General features: G+C 58.9%; 20 protein-coding genes. 11 read left to right on the top strand and 9 right to left on the bottom strand.

The annotated features are described in order from the left end of the window. Positions 1–24: 24 nt before the first annotated feature. The 4 genes from V7730_RS09515 to gmd all read right to left on the bottom strand — a co-directional run bounded on the left by V7730_RS09515 (position 25) and on the right by gmd (position 4488). Positions 25–1446 carry a mannose-1-phosphate guanylyltransferase/mannose-6-phosphate isomerase gene (locus tag V7730_RS09515; protein ID WP_335747363.1) on the bottom strand — a complete coding sequence of 474 codons (1422 nt, stop codon included), beginning with the start codon at positions 1444–1446 and terminating at the stop codon, positions 25–27. A 128-nt stretch (positions 1447–1574) separates the two neighbouring features. Further along, positions 1575–2549, bottom strand: coding sequence for a GDP-L-fucose synthase (fcl, locus tag V7730_RS09510; protein WP_335747362.1), 975 nt, complete (start codon positions 2547–2549; stop codon positions 1575–1577). Positions 2550–2574: 25 nt separating this feature from the next. Next, the gene (locus V7730_RS09505) at positions 2575–3309 is read right to left on the bottom strand and encodes a sulfotransferase domain-containing protein (RefSeq protein ID WP_335747361.1); all 735 of its coding nucleotides are present in this window, start codon (positions 3307–3309) and stop codon (positions 2575–2577) included. Between the two features lie 54 nt (positions 3310–3363). Further along, the gene (gmd, locus tag V7730_RS09500; protein ID WP_335747360.1) at positions 3364–4488 is read right to left on the bottom strand and encodes a GDP-mannose 4,6-dehydratase; all 1125 of its coding nucleotides are present in this window, start codon (positions 4486–4488) and stop codon (positions 3364–3366) included. A 218-nt stretch (positions 4489–4706) separates the two neighbouring features. Between gmd and V7730_RS09495 the strand changes: the two genes are divergently transcribed. From V7730_RS09495 to V7730_RS09480, 4 genes are all read left to right on the top strand, one after another. Then, the gene (locus V7730_RS09495) at positions 4707–5882 is read left to right on the top strand and encodes a glycosyltransferase family 2 protein (protein WP_335747359.1); all 1176 of its coding nucleotides are present in this window, start codon (positions 4707–4709) and stop codon (positions 5880–5882) included. Next, on the top strand, positions 5879–6076 hold the full coding sequence (locus tag V7730_RS09490; RefSeq protein ID WP_335747358.1) for a hypothetical protein: 198 nt from the start codon (positions 5879–5881) through the stop codon (positions 6074–6076). Before V7730_RS09495 ends, V7730_RS09490 begins: the two co-directional genes overlap by 4 nt. Further along, positions 6073–7959, top strand: a complete 1887-nt coding sequence (locus V7730_RS09485) for a glycosyltransferase family 2 protein (RefSeq protein WP_335747357.1) — start codon at positions 6073–6075, stop codon at positions 7957–7959. Before V7730_RS09490 ends, V7730_RS09485 begins: the two co-directional genes overlap by 4 nt. Before the next feature lie 92 nt (positions 7960–8051). Continuing rightward, positions 8052–9119, top strand: a complete 1068-nt coding sequence (locus tag V7730_RS09480) for a DUF2793 domain-containing protein (protein ID WP_335747356.1) — start codon at positions 8052–8054, stop codon at positions 9117–9119. Between the two features lie 17 nt (positions 9120–9136). Here the strand turns inward: V7730_RS09480 and V7730_RS09475 are convergent, their stop codons facing one another. Next, positions 9137–10144: a replication initiator protein A gene (locus V7730_RS09475; protein ID WP_335747355.1), complete on the bottom strand. Its 1008-nt coding sequence runs from the start codon at positions 10142–10144 to the stop codon at positions 9137–9139. A gap of 182 nt (positions 10145–10326) precedes the next feature. Continuing rightward, positions 10327–10542, bottom strand: a complete 216-nt coding sequence (locus V7730_RS09470) for a hypothetical protein (protein ID WP_335747354.1) — start codon at positions 10540–10542, stop codon at positions 10327–10329. A 78-nt stretch (positions 10543–10620) separates the two neighbouring features. On the opposite strand from V7730_RS09470, the gene V7730_RS09465 reads away from it, so the two are divergent. The 4 genes from V7730_RS09465 to V7730_RS09450 all read left to right on the top strand — a co-directional run bounded on the left by V7730_RS09465 (position 10621) and on the right by V7730_RS09450 (position 17092). After that, positions 10621–12024, top strand: coding sequence for an AAA family ATPase (locus V7730_RS09465; RefSeq protein ID WP_335747353.1), 1404 nt, complete (start codon positions 10621–10623; stop codon positions 12022–12024). 133 nt (positions 12025–12157) lie between these two features. After that, a complete protein-coding gene (locus V7730_RS09460) occupies positions 12158–13195 on the top strand; it encodes a ParB/RepB/Spo0J family partition protein (RefSeq protein WP_335747352.1) in 1038 nt (345 codons plus the stop codon). A gap of 133 nt (positions 13196–13328) precedes the next feature. Continuing rightward, complete coding sequence (locus V7730_RS09455; RefSeq protein ID WP_335747351.1) at positions 13329–15902, top strand: calcium-binding protein; 2574 nt, start codon at positions 13329–13331, stop codon at positions 15900–15902. Positions 15903–16048: 146 nt separating this feature from the next. Continuing rightward, entirely contained in the window at positions 16049–17092 is a 1044-nt protein-coding gene (locus tag V7730_RS09450) for a hypothetical protein (RefSeq protein ID WP_335747350.1), read from the top strand. Between the two features lie 13 nt (positions 17093–17105). On the opposite strand, the gene V7730_RS09445 is transcribed toward V7730_RS09450, so the two are convergent. Further along, positions 17106–17915 (bottom strand): ABC transporter permease, encoded by an 810-nt coding sequence (locus tag V7730_RS09445; RefSeq protein ID WP_335747349.1) that lies wholly within the window; start codon positions 17913–17915, stop codon positions 17106–17108. Positions 17916–17998: 83 nt separating this feature from the next. On the opposite strand from V7730_RS09445, the gene V7730_RS09440 reads away from it, so the two are divergent. Both V7730_RS09440 and V7730_RS09435 read left to right on the top strand, forming a co-directional pair. Continuing rightward, complete coding sequence (locus V7730_RS09440) at positions 17999–19192, top strand: sugar transporter (protein ID WP_335747348.1); 1194 nt, start codon at positions 17999–18001, stop codon at positions 19190–19192. 27 nt (positions 19193–19219) lie between these two features. Next, entirely contained in the window at positions 19220–19885 is a 666-nt protein-coding gene (locus V7730_RS09435; RefSeq protein WP_335747347.1) for an ABC transporter ATP-binding protein, read from the top strand. On the opposite strand, the gene V7730_RS09430 is transcribed toward V7730_RS09435, so the two are convergent. Together V7730_RS09430 and V7730_RS09425 are read right to left on the bottom strand one after the other, a co-directional pair. Then, on the bottom strand, positions 19882–20721 hold the full coding sequence (locus tag V7730_RS09430; protein ID WP_335747346.1) for a hypothetical protein: 840 nt from the start codon (positions 20719–20721) through the stop codon (positions 19882–19884). The two genes, V7730_RS09435 and V7730_RS09430, sit on opposite strands and share 4 nt — an antisense overlap. After that, the gene (locus V7730_RS09425) at positions 20718–23045 is read right to left on the bottom strand and encodes a rhamnosyltransferase WsaF family glycosyltransferase (protein WP_335747345.1); all 2328 of its coding nucleotides are present in this window, start codon (positions 23043–23045) and stop codon (positions 20718–20720) included. The genes V7730_RS09430 and V7730_RS09425 overlap by 4 nt, the downstream gene beginning before the upstream one ends. Positions 23046–23275: 230 nt before the next feature. Between V7730_RS09425 and V7730_RS09420 the strand changes: the two genes are divergently transcribed. Beyond that, positions 23276–23440 carry a hypothetical protein gene (locus V7730_RS09420; protein WP_335747344.1) on the top strand — a complete coding sequence of 55 codons (165 nt, stop codon included), beginning with the start codon at positions 23276–23278 and terminating at the stop codon, positions 23438–23440. Positions 23441–23821 lie beyond the last annotated feature (381 nt).

Below are 23821 nucleotides of genomic sequence, written 5' to 3'. Positions count from 1 at the left end.
GGTCCTTTAGAGAAAGTTCGACACTCAGCTACGGGCGTAGACATCTTCGTAACGGATGATGTCATCCTCACCCAGATACGATCCGGTCTGTACCTCGATCAGAACCATGGGCACCTTGCCGGGGTTTTCCATCCGGTGCACAGCACCAAGCGGAATATAGACCGACTGGTTTTCGCTGATCAGACGCACGTCATCATCGACGGTTACCTTTGCAGTTCCCTCGACCACGATCCAGTGCTCGGACCGGTGGTGATGGCTTTGCAGGCTCAGCGCCGCACCGGGATGTACCACGATGCGTTTGACCTGAAACCGGCCCCCGACGACCAGGCTTTCATACCAGCCCCAAGGGCGGTAATCACGCGGCAACTGGACCGCTTGCGTGGCACCGCGCGCCTTGAGAGCCGAGACCGCATCCTTGACCCGTTGGGCCTGTGACATATGCGCGACCAGCACGGCATCCCCCATCGCAATGACAGCAATGTCCTTGAGACCGATGCCCACGACCTCAAGTCCTTCGGTCTCCGAGCGCAGCAAGGTGTTTTCACAGTCAATTGCCGTGGCTTGTTCAGAGCAGACATTTCCTTCGGCGTCCGGGCCGCTCTCGCGCCAGACCGCGTCCCAGCCTCCCAGATCCGACCAGCCCGCCCCATAAGGCATTACGGCAAGATTGTCGGCCTTTTCCATGATCGCATAGTCTATCGAGATATCCTTGATCTCGGACCAGGGACCGGAGGCAAGGCGGGTAAAGCCAAGATCGGTCTGGGCGTCCTGCACAGAGGCACGCACCTGTGCGGCCAGCTCGGGGGCATGGGTCTCGTATGCGGCACGGATTGCGGCGGCTGTGAACAGGAAGATACCCGCATTCCACAGGAAGTTCCCTTTGGCGATCATCGCAGCGGCGGTATCGGCGTCTGGTTTTTCAACGAAGCCTGCCAGCTTCTGGGGGCTGTTCGCACGGGCATCGGCGCCAGCGTCGAGTTCAAGGTAGCCATAGCCGGTTTCAGCACGGTCAGGCTGGATGCCGAAGGTGATCAGCTCGCCTGCTAGTGCACGCGGCGCAGCCGCCTCGACCGCTGCGCAGAACGCTGCTGTGTCGGGGATCACATGGTCGGACGGAGCCACCAGCATCACGGCATCCGGATCGCGCTTCTCAAGCCAGAGAGCGGCGGCCAATACGGCAGGCGCTGTGTTGCGCCCTTCGGGTTCGATCAGGATACCAGCGGGGGCCTGCTCGATTGCGGCTAGTTGTTCGGTCACGATGAAACGGAAAGGATCCCCTGTCAGGATCACGGGTGCTGCAAACTGCGGCCCCGACAAACGCAGGGCAGAGGCCTGAAACAGGCTCTCCGTTCCCATCAGTTTCGCAAATTGTTTCGGATAGGATTTGCGCGACAGAGGCCAAAGACGTGTTCCGGAACCGCCGCATAGAAGAATTGGATGAATCATGAAAAAATGCCCTGCCTGCAAAAGTTGATGAAACCGGACAACCCGATACTCGCCTTGGCTTAGACCCTACATTTGCATAAGAGCCACAACAAGGTTTCCCCACGAGTTCTGGTGTGCGTCCGGTTATTTTATTTGGCGCGAAGTGCTGCCGGATCCTGATCAAGGAACCACGCATAAGTGCTGCGGATGCCGTCCTGAAGCCCGATACCGGCCTGCCAGCCCATATCCGCCAGACGTGATACATCCATCAGCTTGCGCATGGTGCCATCGGGTTTGCTGGCGTCTTGTGTGATCTGCCCTGTAAATCCGGTCACTTCGGCCACCGTCTCGGCCAGTTCGCGGATCGACACATCACTGCCGGAACCTACGTTGATATGGCTCAGCATCGGTTCAGTGTGTGCCGCATAAACGTCGCGTGGCAGGTCCAGCACATGCAAGGACGCCTCGGCCATGTCATCGACATGCAAGAACTCGCGGCGCGGTTTACCCGATCCCCAGATTACCACCTCGGATGCACCGCTTTGTGCTGCTTCGTGAAAGCGGCGGATCAATGCGGGCAGCACATGGGAGTTTTCAGGGTGGAAATTGTCGCCCGGCCCGTAAAGGTTGGTGGGCATGACACTGCGGTAGTCCACGCCATGTTGGCGGTTATAGCTTTCGCACAGCTTGATGCCCGCAATCTTGGCAATCGCGTAGGGCTCGTTGGTGGGCTCCAGCACGCCGGTCAAAAGTGCGTCTTCGCGCATCGGCTGTGGCGCCTCGCGCGGATAGATGCACGATGATCCCAGCTGCAAAAGCCGCGTCACGCCGGCGGCAAAAGCCTGATGGATGACATTGCATTCAATCATCAGGTTTTCGTAGATAAAATCCGCCGGGTATGTGTTGTTGGCATGAATGCCACCAACCTTCGCCGCAGCCAAAATCACCACATCGGGCTTTTCAGCAGCCATGAAATCACGGACCGCGACCTGATCGGTCAGATCAAGCTCGGTGCTGGTGCGGGTGACCAGCTCGATCGCTTCTCCCGCTTCACGGCGCGCATTGAGCCTGCGCGTAATCGCGCCGCCCACCATACCGCGGTGACCTGCAATATAGACTTTCATGGATGTCTCCCGATGTTAGTGAAGTTCAGACCGAATAGCCAAAGTTGCGCATAGCGGGCGCCAGAACTTCGTTCATCTGTTCGATCGTCTCGGGCTTGAGCTTGCGGCGGTGATCGCCGGGGCTAACCTGACGCTTGTGCTTGGAGACATCTTCAGCGGAAACTGAGAAATCCAGATCCCCTGCAAGGATCCGCTCCAGTTTGGGCGTCATCGGCTGGTCAAAGAAGTTAAGAACCTTTTCAGCCCATGCCGGGGTATTTTCGACCATCTCTTCATAGGTCAGCAGCTGTACCTCGGGGTGGGTGTTGACCACTGCTTCCAGCTTTTCCATCCGCTTCAGATAGTTTTTGGATTCTTTGATAGCCCAAGTGTCGATATCAAGCGCCTGAAGTTTTGCGCGGCGTTCTTCAAAGGCTGCCAGCTTTGTAGGATCGCTTGGCGGCACGTGGCTTTTGGTGAATGAAAAGTACATCGAAGTGATACAATCGCGGGGATCACGGACCTGAACCAATACGCGCAGCTTTGGCAGGATTTCCAGATCGTGACAATCAGGGTGGCGCGCCATGCCGAAATAGACGCCTTCTGTCTTCATCTGCGATTGGTATTCGCGATAATACTCGGGCTCAGACAGCGGTGTATCCGACACCCGCCGTGAGATCAGGTCAAGCTCGTAGCCCCGCTCTCTCGCAATTTTGGTAAAGATTTGGTCAGCGATTGAGCTGCCTGCTTTGTGCATAGAAAGAGCGATCGTACTTTTCACATTATATCTCCGATGAAATGCGGTGTGTTCTGCATGATGTGATCAGGCAACGGATCACGATGTTTCAAGGCTGATTGGCACGTCCAGACCATGCTCTTTAAGCAGGGCGTGGCGCCGCGCTGTGCGCAAGTCTCCGGCCACCATCTCGGCGCACATTTCCTGCGCCGTGATTTCTGGTACCCAGCCCAGCTCGGCCTTGGCTTTGGCCGGCGAACCCAGCAAAGTTTCGACTTCGGCAGGGCGGAAATACTGCGGGTCAACACGCATGACGATATCACCCGGTTTCAGCGCAGGCGCGTTATCGCCTTCGATCTTGTCTACAATAGCTGTCTCGTCCACGCCGCTGCCCTCAAAGCGCAACGTGATGCCCAGCTCGGTCGCGGACCATGTGATGAACTCGCGCACAGAATACTGCACGCCCGTTGCGATAACGAAATCATCCGGCTCGTCCTGCTGCAGCATCATCCACTGCATGCGCACGTAATCCTTGGCATGACCCCAGTCGCGCAGCGCATCGATATTGCCCATATAGAGACATTCTTCGAGACCTTGTGCTATATTTGCCAGACCGCGTGTGATCTTGCGGGTCACAAAGGTTTCGCCGCGGCGCGGGCTCTCGTGGTTGAAGAGGATGCCGTTGCAAGCATACATGCCGTAGGCTTCGCGGTAGTTGACCGTGATCCAGTAGGCATACATCTTGGCAACCGCATAAGGGCTGCGCGGGTGGAACGGCGTGGTCTCGGTCTGCGGGATTTCCTGCACCAGACCATACAGCTCGGAGGTGGATGCCTGATAGAACCGCGTCGTTTTCTCAAGTCCCAGAAAGCGAATCGCCTCAAGCAAACGCAGGGTGCCAATAGCATCCACGTCGGCGGTATATTCGGGCGCCTCGAAGCTCACGGCAACATGGCTCTGCGCGCCAAGGTTATAGACTTCATCTGGCTGCACTTCGGACAGAATACGGGTGAGGTTGGAGCTGTCGGTTAGATCACCGTAATGCAGCTTCAGCTTAGGGTTGGGTTGGTGCGGATCCTGATAAATATGGTCAATACGCTGGGTGTTGAACAGCGATGCCCGACGCTTGATCCCGTGGACTTCATAGCCCTTCTCCAGCAGAAACTCAGCCAGATAAGAACCGTCTTGTCCGGTTACCCCGGTGATCAAGGCCTTTTTAGTCATATTTCGATCCATTTTATAACGTCAGGTGGTGGGCTGATTTCTGTGCGCGCCCGTGTGTGGGCGCCCCAAATATCCTGCGCCTTGCGCATAACAGAGCTGTTCTGTACCCACAAGATACCGGCCTGATAGTGCCAGCGCTTTGTCTCGGCTCTTGTCATACTTTGCAGCACAGGCCTAGATTACCCAGTTCTTGTTCCGGTCCTAGAAGGTAATATCCAGTGCAGAAAACCCCAAAAGCCGACGAAGGACTCGGCCATCTGATTGAAGCGCTGGAGCACGACAGGACCACAGGTGATTTTGTTGCCACATTGCAGCACGGTCTGCACGGGCTGGCCCGCGACAGCGCAGCGGGAACCGATCTGGAACGGCTGCTAAATCTGCTGATCGTCGGCGTGTGCCAGGACCGCCTGACGCACAGGATCAAAAGCCAGAAAGCCTATTTTATCAGCCAGCGGTTGCGCGAACAGATGGCGCTGGAGCGGCAGACAGGCCGTCTGAAGACCTCCGCCTTGCGCGCGCTAAGATCCGTCGTCCGGCGGATCCGCGGAAAATCGCCAGGCACCCCTGTGGTGACCCGTGCGCGATTGCCGTTCACCCTCGCGGCCCTGCGCCGCAGCACCAGCCCGTTTTTCTCCGAAGAACTCCCCTCTTGCGTCCGCGATGAGGCTTTGCGGCTGATGCACGCAACCCGTCCGCGTATCAGTGTTGTCATTCCCAGCTGGAACCGCGCCCATGTGCTGGCCGACGCGGTCACCTCTGCGCTGCTGCAATCGCTGGCGGCGCTGGAGGTGATCGTGGTGGATGATGGCAGTACCGATGGCACTGCCGATCTGATCGAGGCGCGGTTCGCGGAGGCCTGTGCCGCGGGCACTCTGCGCGTTCTGCGCTGTGCGCATGGCGGCGTGTCAGCGGCGCGCAATGCCGGACTGGAGGCCGCGCACGGTGACATCATCGCCTATCTGGACAGTGACAACAGCTGGGAATCCGATCACCTTCTTTATGCCTGCGCCGCACTCTTGTCTGTGCCGGGTGCGACCTGTGCCTATACGGCCCTGTGCCGTCACAACATCAGCGACGGCTGGAGCGACATCCTGTTCCACAGCTATGACAGGACAAAACTGGAGCAGGAGAATTTCATCGACCTCAACAGTTTCATCCATCACCGCAGCCTTTTCGAAACACACAGCGGGTTTGATACGGCCCTGTCGCGACTGGTCGATTGGGATTTGATCCTGCGCTACACAGCCAACAGGCCGCCTGCCGCACTGGCGGTCGTCACCGGACATTATGTGCTGGAGCGCGACCTGCTGCGCAACATCACCGCCACTCAGGCCCCTGAGCCGAATGTTGCACGCATCAAGGCAAAGCAGCGCGCCGCAAAGGAAATATCGTGACCGGTACGCCCGCACCCGAACTGGCACATCTGAACCGTCTTCTCATTGCCCGTCTCGAGGCGCTACGCGTCGAGCTTGCGGCGCGCGATGCCGAAATCGAGCGGCTCAGCCGGATGCTTCTGGCACAAGACATGCCCACGAATGCCCCGCCTGCCTCACGCGGCCTGTCGGCCCGCCTTGGTCTGCGCCGGTGACGCTTGCCTCACCGGCGCCTGCCGATCTGGAGCAGTTGCATGCCAGCGCGCTTTTCGACGCTGGTTGGTATCTGGAGCGCTACGCGGATGTGTCACATCTCGGACTGGCACCGCTTGCTCATTTCGAACGGTTGGGTCTGGCGCTGGGGCGCGATCCGGGGCCAGGCTTTTGCAGCCGATCCTATCTGGCAGACAACCCCGATGTGGCAGCAGCGGGAATACCAGCCCTACTACACTATCTGCGCAGCGGGCGTAGCGAAGGCCGCCTGCCCCATCCGCCCGCCCAGCCAACCCTGAGTGCCTGCATTCAGGGACGTGTCGGGCATCTGCGCAGCCTGCTGGAAACAGGCGGATTGACCGAAGCCCCCCTTGCCGCCCTGCACCACATCGCCCGCGACAGCCCCGACCTGCACGAAGCAACACAGGCGCGCGAGGCGCTCGCGCTGTGGGGCCTGCACACCGGTGATGCTGACAGCGCCGCCCATCTGCTTGCCGGTTTGGGCCCTGCCTATGCGCCCCTGCGCCTGATCGCGCAGACATCTCAGAACCAGACTGAAAACATTCTCTATCAAAGCGATTCAGATAATTCTGACCTGCACCTTGCCGCAACCCGCATGGCGCCGGATCCTGACGCAACACTGGCCTGCCTCAACCGTGCCTTTGCACTGTCAGACCTGACCGTGGCAACGCTAACCACAGGAGAGGGTCCGGCCTTCGACCGGCTGCAGGCGGACGCCCCCCCTGACCGGGACGCACTGGCCCCCGATGCCCCGTTGGTGAGCGTGCTGATGGCCGCCCATAATGCGGCGGATGTCATCGGCACGGCGATCCAATCTGTGCTTAGGCAAAGCTGGCGCGCGTTGGAACTGATCGTGGTCGATGACGCGAGCACCGATGACACAGCCGGTATCGTTGCCGCGGCCGCCACCCGCGATCCACGCGTCCGGCTGATCCGGCTGGCACACAACCGCGGCGCATACGGTGCGCGCAATGCGGCACTGGCAGAGGCACGCGGACACTATATTACCCTGCATGATGCCGATGACTGGTCCCACCCCGAGCGGTTGACCCGGCATGCGCATTTTCTGGCCAGCCACCCCGGCCATATCGGGTGCCTGAGCACGCAAGCGCGCTGCACAGAGGATCTGAGGATCAGCCGCTGGACCGGCACCGGTGCGATGGCCTTTGAAAACCTGACCTCGCTGATGCTGCCGCGTGAAATATTCGACACTGTTATTGGTGTTTGGGACGATGTTCGCGTTTCGGCAGACAGTGAATTGCTGCGCCGCGTGCGGCGGTTGTTCGGCGCTGGATCTGTGCCGCTGTTACCGCAGGGGCCGCTTGCCTTGCAGCGGGACAGCACAGGCAATGCAACGGGCGATAGTGCCACCGGCATGGGGTGGTTCTATTACGGCGCGCGGCAGGAATACCATGAGGCGCAGCGCCACCACCACGAAACAGCCCCCGCTTTGCGCTACGCCGCGCACACTCGCCCCTTTCCGGTGCCGCAAATTCTGACGTCCGGCCCCGACAGGCTGGCCTGTCAGACCTTTGACTGCATCTATGCGGGGGTTCTGTCGGTGCAGGACACATCGCTTGAGGTGCTATTGGACTGGCTGTCCGAGGACCACAAAGCCGGTCGCAGCGCCGCCTTGGTGCCTCTCTATTGTATGGATCAACCCGTGGGCGGAGGGCTTGCGATCCATCCTCTTTTACGTCGGCAGATCGACGGGGACAGGATTAGCGTATTGTGTTTCGGCGAAACCGCCCGCTGCACCACGTTCAGGATGCTGCCTGGGCAGAGCCCCGTCGCCCCCCATCGTTATCTGCCGCAGGTGCAGGAGGGCGAGACGCTGGTGCTCTCCTCTGCAGCACAGGGTTAACATCACCTGAACAGCGCGGCCGCATTCTTCAGCCAACCGCAATAGATTTATTCGGACACTCCGGGGGAATTCATCTGCCCCAGGAGGCCCCAATGCCCGACAGCTCCCCCCGCCTTTCGCTGCCCTATATCCAGCCCACGCAGGCGCAAAAGCACGTCACCCACAACGAAGCACTTCGGCTGCTGGACCTTCTGGTGCAGCTGCGCATTACCGAATTTGATGCCGTGTCCCCGCCTGAATTTCCGCAAGACGGCTCAGTCTATGCCCTTGGCGTCGGGGCCAATGGTGACTGGACCGGCCAGGACGGCCGCCTTGCCCGCTATTCGGACAACGCATGGCATTTTATAGATACGCCAGAGGGCGGGTTGACCACGGATGCAGAGAAGGCAGACCTTTACGTCCATCACAACGGCGCATGGCGCCGCCTGATGGAAAGCCTCGAGTCTCTGGGCGTTGGCACTGCCGCAGATGCGGTGAACCGTCTGGCTGTTGCGAGCGAGGCCACGTTGCTGACCCATGCAGGGGCAGGACACCAGCTCAAGATCAACAAGGCCGCTGCAGGCGACACGGCAAGCCTACTTTATCAGACCGGATTTTCAGGGCGCGCCGAAATGGGGCTGGCGGGCGATGATGGTTTCTCAATCAAGGTAAGCCCGGATGGGGCTGCATGGACCACGGCCTTGCAACTGGATCCCCTCACCGGCCATGCCAGCGGTAGCGCGATACAGACCAGCGCAAGCGACACAACACCCGGACAGCTGATGCGTACCGACTACGGCTATGGCCGCGGCAATGCTTTGGGGCCTGTCGGCCAGACTGCGGGCGTCCCCACCGGAGCGTTGGTCGAACGGGGCAGCAATGCCAACGGGTCCTACACAAAATACGCGGATGGCACGCTGCTGTGCTGGCAGTCCCTGGGCACCCAACTCGACACCACCCTTGTGATGGGCTCCCTGTTTTCCTCGGATAACGAGGTCTGGATATTCCCCGCCCCCTTCGCAAACGACAACATCTTCATGGGAGCTTCTAGCGATGTGGTCACCCGGTGGTGCAGCGCGCGTGTCGTCAATAACGAAAGAGGTATCTACCGCCAGTTCGGTTCAAGTGCCTCAAGCGCCTTGTCCAACACCCGCCTCTATGCTTCGGGGCGCTGGTTTTAAAGTGCAGCACCAATAGGTTAGGTCCGCGCAGCGACCCATCCCAGAAACGCCCTGTCGGGATTGCCAAGTCGCGGCCGTCCGGTATCAGCCCACCAGCTGCGCCACTGCGCCTCGAGCGCATAGACATCCTCGCCCGGGACCAGCGCCCGGGCGGCATCGAGTGTATCGGGGGAAAGGACAGGCCCCGTGCCCCCCACAATAACCGGATCGGCGCGGACAAATACCATCACATCACCGGGGTCTTCGTACATCTCGTAGTCGGGCAGATTGCCGTCGACAATCATCCGGCGCAAAGCCGCGCGGAACACCCGCACAGGAGAGGCGCTGCCGGATTTTTTGTGCAGGGTCGCTACGCTGATCCTCCATTCCGGTTGGCGCCCGCAATGTTTGCGCGCCAGTTCGTAGATGCGCCGCTCAAGCGGTTTGCGCAGACGGAAGTAATCGCGGCTAAGTGTCAGAACCGATTTTGACAGGACAGCATGGTAAAGCCATTCCGAGATGGTCACCATCACACTCACCATGCGCCCGCCCCGGGCACGGCGGACAATTTCCCAACTCTCGATAAGCCCGAAACCGGAGGTGATCTCGACCCCGCCCGCGGTCAGATTGGTCGTGATGCGCGTTCCCGCCAGCCGCTCGAAAGCTTCGCGCAGACGCGCATAGGAATCCCCAGACGTCTCACGATTGGTCGCCACTAGCAGATCATGGGCACGCAGGTGCAGAACACGGCTGATCGCGCGGCCCTGGTTCACGGCCGCCATCAACTGGCTGATACAGTAGATGATGATATCCTTGTCGTGGATCGTAGCCCGCCCCCGAACCGACGGCGTAATCTCGAGCGTGGTACCGTTGTGTTCATAAGACAGGATGCGCCGATCAGGTCGGGTAGACAGCGAGAAGATCGGATGCTCCATCGAGCCCAGATCATCCTTCAAGCTGGCGTCAAAAACGTCGCATACCAGAAAGTCGGCCGTTGGATGCCGGTCGGGCAACAGCCCTCGGTCGTGAGTCATCGATTGCGTCATGCGCCTGTTCCTGCCTGCCCGTTTGCGGCTGCCATGCCGCCCTGCCCCGCCGCATTTGTAAGATCATGCGATTCTGTTTTCGGGGTTTCAGTAACACCCACCCTAAAGTTATCCACAGGTTCCGTCCAGAAGCCGTGCAGCCGCAAACGTGGGATCAGAGTCACTCTGGCGTGGGATCAGAGTCACCCTATCGGGGTTTCAGAGTCGGAACCCCTGAAAAAGGCATCTCCAAGCAATTGTTCTTTAATCTTTTTCCTGAAATCAGCAGCCCTGTAACCTATAAATAACAAAAATAACTTGGCATTGTCTTCTCCAACAGAGAGATTTGCACCTGTATCACCCCCTGAATTGCTTAGAAAAAGGGGCTTTTGCTCGCATTGTTCTGGTTTCACTTCCATGTTCTGGTTTTTATGATACACTTGAATAAACCGCGCACATCATCTTTGGGCGGATCATAAAAATAAGCGAGCAACTTGATGAAACCGGATACTGGCGGGGCCTTGCCGCCCTATTTCAACATTGATCCCGATACGGCCCTTGCCCAGCTGGGGGCGCCCTCCAGCACCGACAGCTTGCGCAAGATCGCGCAAGCCTGTGATGCGGGCCGGACCGACCTTGCCGGTCGCGGACTGCAAGAGAACGGGCAGCGATCTTTGCGCTTGTTCTCAACCTGGGAAATCACCCGCTATCTGATCCCTGTAGCCACCGGTCACTTTCGCCGCGTACTTAAAGCGCATCCCGATCTGCCCCAGGGCCAGTCCGATACACCGGGCGGGGCCAAGTGGTTCACCCTCGACGAGGTGCTGCGCTTGCGGGCACACTTCGGGCAGGAGGGCTCCAAGGCCAAGGAATATCTGCCCTACCGTCCCGAAGGGCAGCCCGCCAAGATGGTGGCAGTAGCCAACTTCAAAGGCGGTGTTGGCAAGACTTCTACGGCTGCGCATCTGGCAATGTCAGCGGCACTGGATGGCTACAAAGTGCTAGTGATCGATCTTGACAGCCAAGGCTCCATGACATCGATCTTTGGCGGCAAAGTAGACGACGAATGGCAGACGGTCTTCCCGCTGCTGGCGCGGCACTACGCACAGTATCTGCGCAGCGACAACCAGCGCCGGATGGATCGTGGCGAAGCACCGCAACCGCTGGATGACACGTTGTCGGATGCGTTGGATATCTCGGCCGACAGCCTGATACAATCCACCCACTGGCCCAACATTGACCTGATCGGTGCACAGTTGAACCTTTACTGGGCAGAGTTCCAGATCCCTGTCTGGCGCATGCAGGCCCGCGGCTGGAAGCTGTGGGATGCGCTGTCAGATACACTGGCGGCGGACGGGGTGCTGGACCGCTATGATGTGGTTTTCATCGATACCCCTCCTGCTCTGGGCTATCTCACGATCAACGGTCTGGCTGCGGCGGATATCCTGCTGGTGCCGGTGGGTGCTTCGTTCTTGGAGTTCGATTCCACAGGCCGCTTCTTTGACATGCTGCATGCCACCTTCGGATCGATCGAAGAGGCCGAGAACATGGCTGCGCGGGCCTTGGGGCGCGCGGGAACCCACTTTGAATGGGATGCGGTGCGCGCGGTGGTCACGCGTTATGACGGCACCCAGCAAGCAGAGCTTGCAGCCTTGATGCAGGCCTATTTGGGTCCGGTTCTCAGCCCGCACAGGCAGGATTTCACGGCGCTGATCGGGCAGACGGGGGAGCAGGTGCAAGGCATCTATGAAGCCGACTACCGCGACTTCAACCGCGAGACCTATGTCCGCGGGCGCGAAACATTCGACGCCACCTATGCGGCCTTCAAGCAACTGCTGATCGGCAGCTGGCGGCGTGACGAACTGGCGGAGAAACAGGCCTCTTCACAGGTGGCAGAATGAGGCCCCTACCCTGCCCGCAAATGTTTCGCGTGCGAAACATTTGCGGTGAATGCACCGCGCGCAGCGGTTATGGATCGGTCACCTCTCTGCATCACGCTGCGGCAGTGACCCCTTCGCGCACAGGAGAAAAAAAATGGCAAAACGCAAACGTCTGACGCTGGCAGACCCTGCCCATCTGCACCAGCCCGCCTCTACCGGCGTTGGTGGTTTTTCGTTCGGGGCCGCAGCCCCTATCGCAGGGGTTGTCGGGGATGCGGCAGCCAGTGCTGCCTTTGACGAGATGAGCGAAACCCTCACGCGGGCACGCGAAGACGGGCGTATGGTGCTGTCACTGCCGCTTGGCGAGATCGCGCTGGATCATCTGGTCCGCGACCGTGTCGCCATGACCGAGCCGGAGCTTGATGCCCTGATGCAAAGCATCAAGGCGCGCGGCCAGCAAACCCCGATCGAGGTGATGGATCTCGGGGATGGGCGCTACGGGCTTATTTCGGGCTGGCGGCGCTGTCAGGCGCTGAAGCGTCTGGCGCAAGAGGCCGGCGAGGAGCGTTTCGGATCTGTGCTCGCGCTTTTGCGCAGGCCGGATCAGGCAACAGATGCCTATCTTGCCATGGTCGAGGAAAACGAGATCCGCGTCGGTCTGAGTTTTTATGAACGCGCCCGCATCGTTGCTAAATCGGTCGAGCAAGGGGTGTTCGATACCGAAAAAACCGCGCTTCAGGCTTTGTTTTCCACGGCGTCACGGTCCAAACGGTCCAAGATCGGTAGCTTCATCCGTATTGTTCACGCCCTTGACGGGGTGTTGCGATATCCCGAAGCGCTGAGCGAACGGACGGGCCTTGCGCTGGTCAAGGCGCTGGACGAGGGGTGGCTGGACCCTGCGGCAGTACAGGCGGCCCTGCGCGGTGTTGACGCGACAGATGTCGACGCCGAGCAGGCCGTCCTTGCCGCGGCGCTTTTGCGTAAGTCCAAGGCAGACAAAATCCTACAAAAGGTCTCTAATCAAAAATTAGAGACTGATAAATCCGAAGATTTGACTGCCGAAGGGGGGCGTGAACTGGCACCGGGTGTCTGGCTGCATAGCCATCCCAACGGATCGCTCGTTCTGCAAGGGGCCGGCCTGACGCCGGAGTTTCGCAGCGCCCTTCGGGTCTGGCTGACGTCGCAGAACTGATCTGCCCTATGGCGGATAGTTTCAACTAAATTGGCGAAAAGCGTCATACTGAAACCATATTCCACACCGGTAGCGAACACGCTGCCCACCCATCTTCTGCCCCGTACAGGGACTCATGGGGTGAGGTGCGGGTATGCCAGTGTTAAGACATGTCGGAACATGGTTCAGTGGAAGCTTTGATGCGGCTTCCTCCGCAATATCGATACGTCAGATTCAAACACCCAGTGGCGGGTTCTTTGAAATTGACGATTTTGTCCATCTGTCGACGCAACGCATGGCCGTGCAGGGCGATGCCGCGCCGGCAACTGTGTCAACGGTGCAGGATGTTCCAAGTGCGCGCTTGCATTTAGCCGTTGAGGGGCGGGCAGGGAGCCTGCCTGCCAATGCTCTTACCAATGCAGTGGCAACGCGCGATGCCGGTGATACATCCGGCCACCTGTCCAGTATGGGACTGGGCGGCTTTGTCGGCAGGGCGGTGAATGTGCTTGCTGCAGAAGTCGGCGGACAGGATATCCTCTATGTCGCGCGCCCGGATGGCGTTGGCGTCACCCGCTTGCGGGTAGACGACGGGCAGCTTTTCGGGGATCGGACGTTTGGCACCCAAGATAGTCTCTACACAAGCGGTATTTCCGACATGGCGCTGGTCGAGACCGCGTCCGCCAGCTTTCTTTTTCTGGGGTCGGCCCTGGATTGCGGGATTACGCAGTTCGAGATCGGTGCGCATGGGGGGCTGGACGACGCGCGGGTTCTTGGCAGAGAGCAGAGCTTGCCGGTCCAGACAGTGACTGCGCTGGAGGCCGTAGAGATTGCAGGACAGGATTACCTTATCGTGGCCGCTTCGGGTAGTTCCAGCCTGTCAGTGTTGTCGGTCTCATCCGGCGTTGTTCTGGGGGTTGCGGACCACCTGATCGACGGCCGTGAAACGCGGTTTCAGGGGGTGTCACAGCTGGAAAAAGTCACTGTTGCAGGGCATGTGTTTGTGTTGGCCTCGGGGATGGACAATGGCATCAGCCTGTTCCGCCTGACCGCAGAAGGGCATCTGGTGCATCAGGGCAGTTTTGCCGACACCATGGCAGCGGGCCTTCAGGGCGTGTCTGCGATCGGGGCGATGGCAGGACAAGGCGGCATTGATGTGCTTGTGACATCCGCCAACGAGGCGGGGCTGACCCGGATGCATATTGCGTTTGCGGAACCGGGCATTGTCGCTGCTCGCGAGACGGGCAGTGTATCGGGGAGTACGGGGGACGACGTGCTTTCGCTGCGCGACGGAAACGGTGATCTATCGGCTGGTGACGGTGATGACATTATCAGCGACGGTGCGGGGCGAAACCGGATGTATGGCGGTGCAGGTGCGGATGTTTTTGTGCTGATGGCGGACGGCCAGCGTGATGTGATCGAGGATCTGGAGATCGGGCAGGACACCATCGACCTTTCGGCGTGGGGTATGCTGTACAACCTCAACCAGATTGACATCCAGAGTACCAGTCGCGGTGCGGTGCTGCGGTATGGGGCAGAAGAACTTGAGCTAGTAAATCAGGCGGGAACATCCCTTGGGGCTGCTGATCTGGCTGGGGTTCTGCTGGAATTCCTGTCTCATATGTCAGTAACGCTGGGCCCCTTGAGGGTGACCGAAGTGCAACCCGTTGATCCGTCCACCCCGCTGCAGTTTAACATACAGTCGGTAAAATCCAACGTGCATACGGGGAAAGATCTGCCGCCTCCGCTGTCTGATCCTACGCCTTCGCCTGATCCGGTTCCGACCCCTGCTCCTACGCCGGCCCCGCGCCTTGCACCGGCTCCCGCCCTGCACGGCGTGAAGCTGCAGGGGCGTGCCGGAGATGACCTTCTTGAGGGGGGCGCGTGGGACGATGAGATTCAGGGATATGGGGGCGATGACACGCTGTTTGGTGGCGGCGGCGATGACAACCTCAAGGGGCAGGACGGACATGACTGGCTGTGGGGCGGCGCCGGCAACGACAAGCTGCCCGGTGAGAGCGGCAATGACCGGATTTTTGGCGAAGACGGCAATGACCGGTTGGGCGGAGGCTATGGGAATGACCGCCTGGAGGGCGGGAACGGCAAGGACCGGGGCGGCGGTGGACCTGGTAATGACACCATCCTTGGCGGCGATGGGGACGACGTGTTCAGCGGAGGACCCGGAGATGACTATCTGGATGGCGGTGCGGGCAATGACATGCTGGCGGGCAGCTATACCCATGACACGGTCATCGGGGGCACAGGCAACGATACGATGGGTGGCGGCGAAGGCAATGATTGGATGGATGCCGGCAGTGGTGACGACGTGATCGGTGCAGGCAATCACAATGACACGGTTCGGGGAGGAGCGGGCAATGACTTTCTGGGCGGCGGCGATGGCAATGACCTGATCTATGGCGATGCGGGTCAGGACACGATCAATCCGGGCTATGGAAGCGATACGCTCTACGGCGGCGGCGGCCGCGACACCTTTGTCTTCAACACCCTTTCAGCGGGCGGCACCGCAGTGATCCAGGATTTCGAGGACGGCGTGGATCGGTTGCGCGTTATCGGTATGGGGCGTGGGTCAGACCCGATGAGTTTGCTCGATATCAGCACAGGCAGTCTGGACGGAAAGCGCGGTGCGATTGTGGAATACGGGGCGCATACTATTCTTCTGGTTGATATCGATCCCGATGATCTGAGCAGCTCAGACTTTCTGTTTGTCTGAATTTCCACCCCGGTTTGGCCCGCGCAGGCTTGTGATCCGAAGCCGGCATTTCTAATATGCCGCTGGTCGGGCGCCGGGAAACCGGCAGGCCCGTTTTTGGCTTGCATTGTGCGTGTCATAAACCGGACTTCGCGAGTGGGCATATCATGAGTAAAACGCTTTATCTGCACATCGGGATGCCCAAATGTGCATCCACGACCATTCAGAATGTGCTGCAAACGCATGCTGATGAGTTCGCAGCGCACGGAAAATTCTACGGCAGACCTGCCAATGACAAAACCAAAGAGCAGCAGGGAAATGCAACGCGTCTGGCGGACGACTTCCGCAATGGAAAAACGGATCGGGTGGATGACACACTCGAGTTTTTTCTGGAGCGCGATACCGATGTGATTCTTAGCAGCGAAGTGCTTGTCGGGCTGGGAAACTCGGTGCATGCGGAAGCACTGGTCATGCGTGCTGCTGAAAAAGGCTTTGATACTCAAATTATTTGCTATGTGCGCCGCCAGGACCAGTGGATCGAATCCGACTACAAGCAGCATGTCAAAGGCATCTCGGATTGGTGTGAGGGAATCGAGGCGCTGATTGCGCGGCGGGCCAAAACCCATGTATTAGACTATCACTGGCTGCTGGAAAGATGGGCACGCAGTGTGAGCCGCGACAATATCACGGTTGTACCGCTCCGGCACGGGCAGGGGGATCTGTATGCGCTGGAGCGTTTTTTGGCTTTTCTAGGCATGGATCCGGTTCTTGCGGCCGGCCTCGCCGAGGATCGCAAGAACATCAGCCCACCGGTGGGTCTGATAGAGCCTATGCGGTTCTTCAAGGCCACTCTTTTGGCTCAAGGATTGCGTCCGTCGCAAGCATTGGCGCATTTAACCCGGTTTAGACAAGAGCTCGAAGGACGTGTACCGCTGCCAACGCGGCGGTTCTTGCAGTCTTTGGAACAGCGCCGCGCCCTGCTTGAGGCTTATTCCGCCTCAAACAAACGTTTGGCCGATGATTATCTGGGGGGAGAGCCGGTCTTTGATAGCCATTTGGAAGACGACCCTGCCTCAGCGGTGCCACTAGCCGAAGAAGCCGCTCGGCTCCTTGCGGAGTATATCGTCTCTGACAAAGGAAAAACGGACCTTTTCAAGGACCGTCTCCGGGCCAAGATCCGGCGCAGCCTGCGCTTTGGCAGGGCTGGTTGATCGGCGCCTTTGATTAGGCGTCGTTCATGATGTCGCGGTGATAGCGGCGCAGCAGCAGCAGGCCGGCCGCAAAGGTTACCAGCGCGATCGAAAAGACATACAGTGGCGAGACATAATTGGCGTCATAGGAGGTGTAGATGCCGTGACGCAACTGTCCGACGATATGGACCAACGGGTTCCACCACAGCCAATCCCGATAGGGCTGCGGAATGGTGTCGAAGAGAAAAAAGATACACGAGATGATGAACAGAGGCCTGTTCATGATCGCCCAGGTCCGCTCCCATACGGGGTAGACCGACAGCAGGTAACAGTTCAGCGTTCCAATCCCGAGCCCGAGCGAGAAAGTCATCGCCAGCGCCAGCATGACGGCGGGGATATCGACAATTACGTTCAGACCAAAAACCACAACAATTCCGGTCAGGACGATGGCTATGATCATAATCTGGGTAAGCACGTTCATGATGAATCGTGCGATCAGCGCATCCATGAAAGTGACGCCGGGGTAGAACAGCAAGTTCTTGGAGAAGCGCAGCGCCACAGAGACTTTTTGCTGTACGTCATTATAGGCTACAAAAGGCAGCATGCCCGAGGCAAAAAACAGCGGAAAATTGGTCCCGATCGAGGGATCTCGGAAGGCATACGAGAATATAAGGCTCAGAAGTGCAATGCCTGCCACGGGCTCCAGAATGGCCCATACATAGCCCAAAGCCGACCGCCCGTAGGTGGTCGACATTTCACGCAACAGCAGCGCCGTCACGGTCCGGATTGTGCTGGACCGGCGCGGGCGGCCGACAAGGTCTGGTTGTGGTGTTGATTGTGTCATCTTGCGCTATGGCGTACCATCGCCGTGTTTGTTAGGAAACCGTAATCTCGGAATACCGGGGGGCCAGTAGAAAAGAGTTTAGCGTGAACGATGTTTCCCAGAAACCTGCTGCTGCGGCGCAGGCACAGGCAAAGCAGAAACCGTTGCGTGGGCCTGCCGGCCCCGCGCGTATGCGCATGCGGCACAAACTGTTATTCGCAAGCTTTTTTGCCTGTGTGCTGGCACCGCTGATAGTGGCGGGTTTCTACCTGTACACGATTGCCGAAGACCAATACGCTAGCCATTTGGGCTTTTCTGTCCGCACCGAAGAAGTCGGATCAGCCATCGAACTGCTGGGCGGTATTACGGAGCTTTCGGGCTCCAGTTCGTCGGATACAGACATCCTGTACGAGTTCATTCAGAGCCAACGTATGGTCCGGTTGATGAATGATAGGCTCGATCTGGTCAAAATTTACCACAAAGAGAGTGACCCGGTTTTCGGTCTTGGCGACGACACGCGGATCGAGGCGTTGGCGAAATACTGGAACCGGATGGTCAAAGTTTTCTATGACAGCGCCAGCGGGTTGATCGAGGTTCGGGTTCTCAGCTTTGACCCCGAGGATTCCCGTGCCATCGCGATTGCGCTGTTTGAAGAAAGCAGCCGGATGATCAACGATCTGTCCGCAATTGCGCGGGCCGATGCCATGGGCTACGCGGACGAAGAGCTGATCCGCTCCGTTGAGCGGCTCAAGGAAGTGCGGCAGGCGCGGACGGCATTTCGCAACCGTACCCAGATCGTTGACCCTGCCATCGATATTCAGGGCAGGATGGTTTTGCTCAACTCGCTTCAGGCGCAATGGGCCGAAGCCAGTATCGCGCTGCAAGAGCTGTTGGTGCAGGACATCAGCAGGGAAGATTCTCGCATCGTGACCGCGCGCCGCCGGATCGATGCGATCAATACGTTGATGGAGCAGGAACGCAGCAAGATCGGCACCAGCACCCAAACGGTAGACGGAACCGAAGAGGCATATTCGGATCTGCTTGCGGAGTACGAAGTCTTGCAGGTCGAGCTTGAGTTTGCTGAGAAAAGCTATTTGTCCTCGCAGGCCGCGCGGGACGTGTCGTTTGCCGAGGCGCAACGCAAGTCGCGCTATTTGGCCATGCATGTAGAGCCTGAACTGGCTGAAACGGCAGAATACCCGCGTCGCGGAATCCTTATGGGTTTATTGGCGGTCCTGGCGTTCATCTCGTGGTCGATTTTGGCGATGATTTATTATTCGCTGCGCGACCGACGCTGAACAGCACCAACCGGACAAGGGCAGGCGATGATCGAACTCCGAAACGTGTGTAAGACATTTGTGCTCAAGGGGCGCAGGCAGGTCGTTGCCGATAACATCAATGCAATTTTTCCCGACCGCCGTGCCGTGGCCATTCTGGGGCGCAACGGGGCCGGGAAAACCAGCCTGCTAAAAATGTTGGCAGGCACCATGGACCCCGATAGTGGCGAGATCCTGTCGACTGGGCATATCTCGTGGCCGGTGGGCTTTGCGGGCAGCTTTCACCCCGAACTCAGCGGGCTTCAGAACACGCGGTTCATTGCGCGGGTGTACGGTGTGGACACGGACGAGCTGGCGGATTTTGTTGCTGACTTCGCCGAGCTGGGCCAGCATTTCAAAATGCCTCTGCGGACCTATTCATCGGGTATGAAATCACGTCTGGCCTTCGGCGTGTCCATGGGGATCAAGTTTGATACCTACTTGGTGGATGAGGTGACGGCGGTTGGCGATGCGACGTTCAAAAGAAAAAGCGAAGCCCTCTTTGCCAAACGGATGAGCGAAAGCGGAGCCGTTATGGTGACCCACACAATGGGGCAGGTGCGACGCTTGTGTGATTATGTCGGCGTGCTGCACGAAGGCCAGTTGCACTTCTTCGATGATATCGAGGAAGGCATATCGTTTCACGAGGAAATGATGGAAAAAGGTCGCCCCTAGGGCGTGCGGTAATCCGGGTGCCGATTGTCGAAGAAGAATAGCTTCATAAGCTCGGCATTTTGGCTGGTAAACTGGCTTTCCAGCCAGGCGGTGCGCTCGGGGGTCCGGCCTGCGTCGGGGTCGCTAACGTGGTGAAACGCCTTGATGAACATGTCGCGGATCAGTTTGTCCGGCACCGCGCTGTTGCGCATGGCAGCAGCGATCCTGTCACAATCCTGCATACGCAATGACTGGTTGCTCAAGGTTTTGTCGACAGTCCAGTCGAGCTGTTCGCACACAAGGGTGCCGAACAGGCGATTCATGACCGGCCGGATGCCGCGATGTCCGCTGAGGATCAGGGGGCAATCGGGAAAAAGCGTCTGCCAGTTGCACAGATAGTTGGCGGGCTTCAGGGTTGTGATGCGCCGCTGCGCAAAGGCTTCGAAGTCGCGCCCGCCGTAGGGGGCACGTTCGGCCAGAAAGGTATCGAAGTACTGTTTCATGAACTGTGAAAAATCACCGTAAATGAACTCGCTGAAGGGGCGCAGGAAGGCGATGACCTGTACAACGATTCCTTCTTCGCGCGTCAGTACCGCCAGCGCTTCGCCGCGTTTGGTCATGGAGTAGAGGTCTTCATGGCTCAACACGACCGTGTGTATGCCGCCGCTGAAATACTCTGCCAGCGTTTCGCGATCTATGTTGGTGAGGTGCGCGGCATTGCCGGGATGCCCGCCACCGTCATGCGGATAGCGGATGCCCCTGCGGGCAAGCGCGTCACGATTTTGCAGCATCACTTGCTGCAAATAGGTCGAGCCGCATTTCGGCGAGCCGATATGGAGGATAATCCGCCGTTTCATGAAGAGCTATTTGTGCGGGGCAGGGAGGTTTCGAGTGTGTCGGCAAGACGGTCCAGCATGCTGTGCTGGTCAAGTCCCAGTTGCCCCAGATCAATCTGGCGGTCTGCATCCGCGACAGGCCCGGCGGTCCAGGCTGTGTGCAGCGCCCCGACCAGCGCAGGCACATGTGCGGGCACCGACGTGATGGCAGCGCTGAGCGTGGACAGATTTTTGGGACCGAACCCGTTTGTAACCACACGAACACCCGAGGCCGCCATTTCGATTGGCGGGTGGCTGGGGTGGGGTGAGTACATCAACGACAGACCCACATCGACGCTGAGCAGATAGGCCGGATAATCTTCCCACGGGAGCTTGCCCAGACTGGCCAGCTTCAGGCCGTTTGGCAGATCCACGGGCGCATGTACCAGGCCGATCGAGACGATCTCGACGTCATCCGGGCCCAGCCCTTCGGCGCTAATAAACCCGGCCAGTGCCTCGATCGCCATCTCATACATATTGCGGGCCACTTCCGGCCGCCCGTAAAGCGCCAGTCGTCGCGGTTTCCCTTGCGCACGCGCCGGACGCGCGCCCTTGGTATAGTGTGCGATGTCGATGGATGGATGGAAGGCCAGCGCATCCGGTGTGGCAAAGTCAAATTCCTGTGCCGCGAAATAGTCGCGCAGCAGGGTGGTGTTGAAAACAGGGACGAAATCAAAGCCGTAGCTGGCAATGGCATCGGCAAATTCCGACCCCCAAGGGTAGAAGTTAGGCTCGAAATCTTGAATCAGATAAAAGAATTTGCCCTGCTTCAATTGGTGGGTCTCGATCAGCGTCTGCGCCACATGCGCGGACCACCATGCGGTCGCAAGATATACATCGCCGCGATGGGCGGGCAGGGTAGGGGTTTTTACACCGCAATGCAGCGAAACCCGTGCCGCAGCACCGCTTTCCGCAGCCTCCCGCGAGAGACGTCGAAGGACGAAGCTGCGTGACGCCGCAGGCGAGGAAACCGGCAGATCGGTCGCGACAAAGCGGACCCGAAAGCCGCGTGCGGCAAGCCCCAGACCAATGTCGAACGCAGTGACAACGCCGGCAAAAATTTCGGACGGGTTGAGCGTGGGCACCAGAATGGTCAGCGCCGCTTCATCCTCGGTGAACGCTGGCGTCCAACGGGGCATCTTGCGGGCATCGGCCAGTGTGGCAAAGCTTTGTGGTTTTTCGGGACGTTCGTCGTCCAGCAAAGCGGGGGTAGGCTTGACCCCGGGAGACAGGGAATAAAGCTTTGTGTCAAAGCGCACGCGAGCGTCGTGCCAGCCGTCGCCAAGCGCCATCCGCAAGCTCCAGACTGTGCGTCCCATACTGACGACACCAAACCCCAGCGCAATGCGTGCCAGCCCGAGATGTCCCGTGATGGCCAGTTTGACGGTGTCCAGAAAATGTCGACCAGTGCCGCCCAGCGATTTCAGGTAGGGGGCCAGTGATTTGAGAGAGGGCGCAGGACCTGACAGGCGTCCGTCGATGGAGGCATCCTTCAGGCGCTCACGCAGGAAGCGTGCCAGATACCGCGCCAGACCATAGCCTGCGGCCTCACGGCGCAACCACATGGCATCCGGCCGCCGCAATTTGCGGATCTTGCGGGATGTTCGGTCGACGGCCCCCATGACGTTGCTCTCGTGCTGACGGTAATCCACAAGCGGGGCGTCGATGAAGGCGACCCCGCCCGTTGCTGACGCAATCAGGCCCAGCCAGAGGTCATGGTAGAAGTGTACGCCGCTTTGTGCCGGAAACGGCAGGGCGATGCGCGCCACTTGCGGCCGCATTAACAAGGTCATTCCGGTGATGTTGTTGCGGTAAAGCAGACCGCGTAGGCCCGGGTGCTTATGGCGCTTCTCGAATGCGAACATGGATTTTTGCAGCACCGTGATGCCATCCGCCGCCACCAGCCTTGCGTCCGAGTGCACCATTTGCGCACCCGAGCGTTCAAGTTCGGCACAGCCCTGCATTAGTTTCTCGGGGTGCCAGATGTCGTCCTGATCACACAGGGCAATCAACGGCTCGTCCTCTGTGTCGGCAAGCGACATGGTTTCGATCTGGAGCAGCGCCTCGGCGAGGCCGGCTTCGAAGGCCCTTACGGCATCCATTTCCTGATCCGTATCTACCCGGATCAGATCAAGCTCAAGCGCGTCCGCGATCTCGTCGACCAGTGGGCCGGAAACGGCATCCGCGATGACGGCAATGATACGGATTTTGCACCCGGTTTGCGCAGCAAGCGACTGCAACTGTGCCTTCAGGTGTGCTGGATTTGGACGGAAGACCGCAAGTGCAATTAGAATGTGTGGTGACATGAGGTACCTGTGTGGTGCCGACTGCGTTTAACGGCCCTTTGGTTCAAGTACAAGCTGACACCAGAGCCCTTCGGGCCACCGGATCGCATCAGGAAGGATTGCAAAGTTGCACGGACCAGTCTGGTATGATCTAGCAAACGCAAAGCAGTGCTGGACGGTTTTGTCAGGCCTCCCGGGCGGGGATGCCTCAAGCAAGGGGGCGCTGTCGGAAATCTGCAAGGAGCAATCTGATGGGCGACGATCTCGTGTACGCTATTTTCAAGGAAATCGCTATTCTGGAGGGGAAGCGTACCCCGGATGGGAAGTGGACCATTGATGACGCGCAGGAAATCCCCAAACTTCTGACGCGTGCTTTTGCTGTGGTCCGTCGCGCGTCCAACCCCCGTACCGACTGAAGGCGCCGGGGCATCTCCGAACCTGTGGAGCGACGTTATGAAGGTAGCGTCTGACTGACCACAACCGGGTGTATTCGTTTTTCATAAAGAAGGCGGTTTCTCAGGGCGTGCGCTGTGCCAATGGCGTATGATATCCTGCTGACGCCGCCAGACTTATGACCGTTCTGTCGGGCGCCTATTAACAGGTGCGGCAGGCGCGGGCTGTATTAGGGCCGCGTAAGACATACCATATTAGGTATCACAAATCTGGTGTTTCTGACGGGTTTTCCGGTGGGCGTCCGAGCGATTGGGCTTGCCTGCCCGCATTTACTGTCAGGTTTAATTTTCGTGAGGTGGGTTGATTTACTATTAATTCAAATAAAACATATATTTAGGGACTAT

This window comes from Sulfitobacter sp. (genome assembly GCF_036961165.1).
GTDB lineage: Bacteria > Pseudomonadota > Alphaproteobacteria > Rhodobacterales > Rhodobacteraceae > Sulfitobacter.
Note: the sequence above shows the minus strand (reverse complement) of the source record. Positions and strands in the feature narration are given on the sequence as shown.

Coding starts and splice junctions, on each gene's coding strand:
- V7730_RS09515 (WP_335747363.1), bottom strand. CDS start 1,446: ATGATTCATCCAATTCTTCTATGCGGCGGTTCCGGAACACGTCTTTGG.
- fcl (WP_335747362.1), bottom strand. CDS start 2,549: ATGAAAGTCTATATTGCAGGTCACCGCGGTATGGTGGGCGGCGCGATT.
- gmd (WP_335747360.1), bottom strand. CDS start 4,488: ATGACTAAAAAGGCCTTGATCACCGGGGTAACCGGACAAGACGGTTCT.
- V7730_RS09480 (WP_335747356.1), top strand. CDS start 8,052: ATGCCCGACAGCTCCCCCCGCCTTTCGCTGCCCTATATCCAGCCCACG.
- V7730_RS09475 (WP_335747355.1), bottom strand. CDS start 10,144: ATGACGCAATCGATGACTCACGACCGAGGGCTGTTGCCCGACCGGCAT.
- V7730_RS09470 (WP_335747354.1), bottom strand. CDS start 10,542: ATGGAAGTGAAACCAGAACAATGCGAGCAAAAGCCCCTTTTTCTAAGC.
- V7730_RS09465 (WP_335747353.1), top strand. CDS start 10,621: ATGAAACCGGATACTGGCGGGGCCTTGCCGCCCTATTTCAACATTGAT.
- V7730_RS09460 (WP_335747352.1), top strand. CDS start 12,158: ATGGCAAAACGCAAACGTCTGACGCTGGCAGACCCTGCCCATCTGCAC.
- V7730_RS09455 (WP_335747351.1), top strand. CDS start 13,329: ATGCCAGTGTTAAGACATGTCGGAACATGGTTCAGTGGAAGCTTTGAT.
- V7730_RS09450 (WP_335747350.1), top strand. CDS start 16,049: ATGAGTAAAACGCTTTATCTGCACATCGGGATGCCCAAATGTGCATCC.
- V7730_RS09445 (WP_335747349.1), bottom strand. CDS start 17,915: ATGACACAATCAACACCACAACCAGACCTTGTCGGCCGCCCGCGCCGG.
- V7730_RS09435 (WP_335747347.1), top strand. CDS start 19,220: ATGATCGAACTCCGAAACGTGTGTAAGACATTTGTGCTCAAGGGGCGC.
- V7730_RS09430 (WP_335747346.1), bottom strand. CDS start 20,721: ATGAAACGGCGGATTATCCTCCATATCGGCTCGCCGAAATGCGGCTCG.
- V7730_RS09425 (WP_335747345.1), bottom strand. CDS start 23,045: ATGTCACCACACATTCTAATTGCACTTGCGGTCTTCCGTCCAAATCCA.
- V7730_RS09420 (WP_335747344.1), top strand. CDS start 23,276: ATGGGCGACGATCTCGTGTACGCTATTTTCAAGGAAATCGCTATTCTG.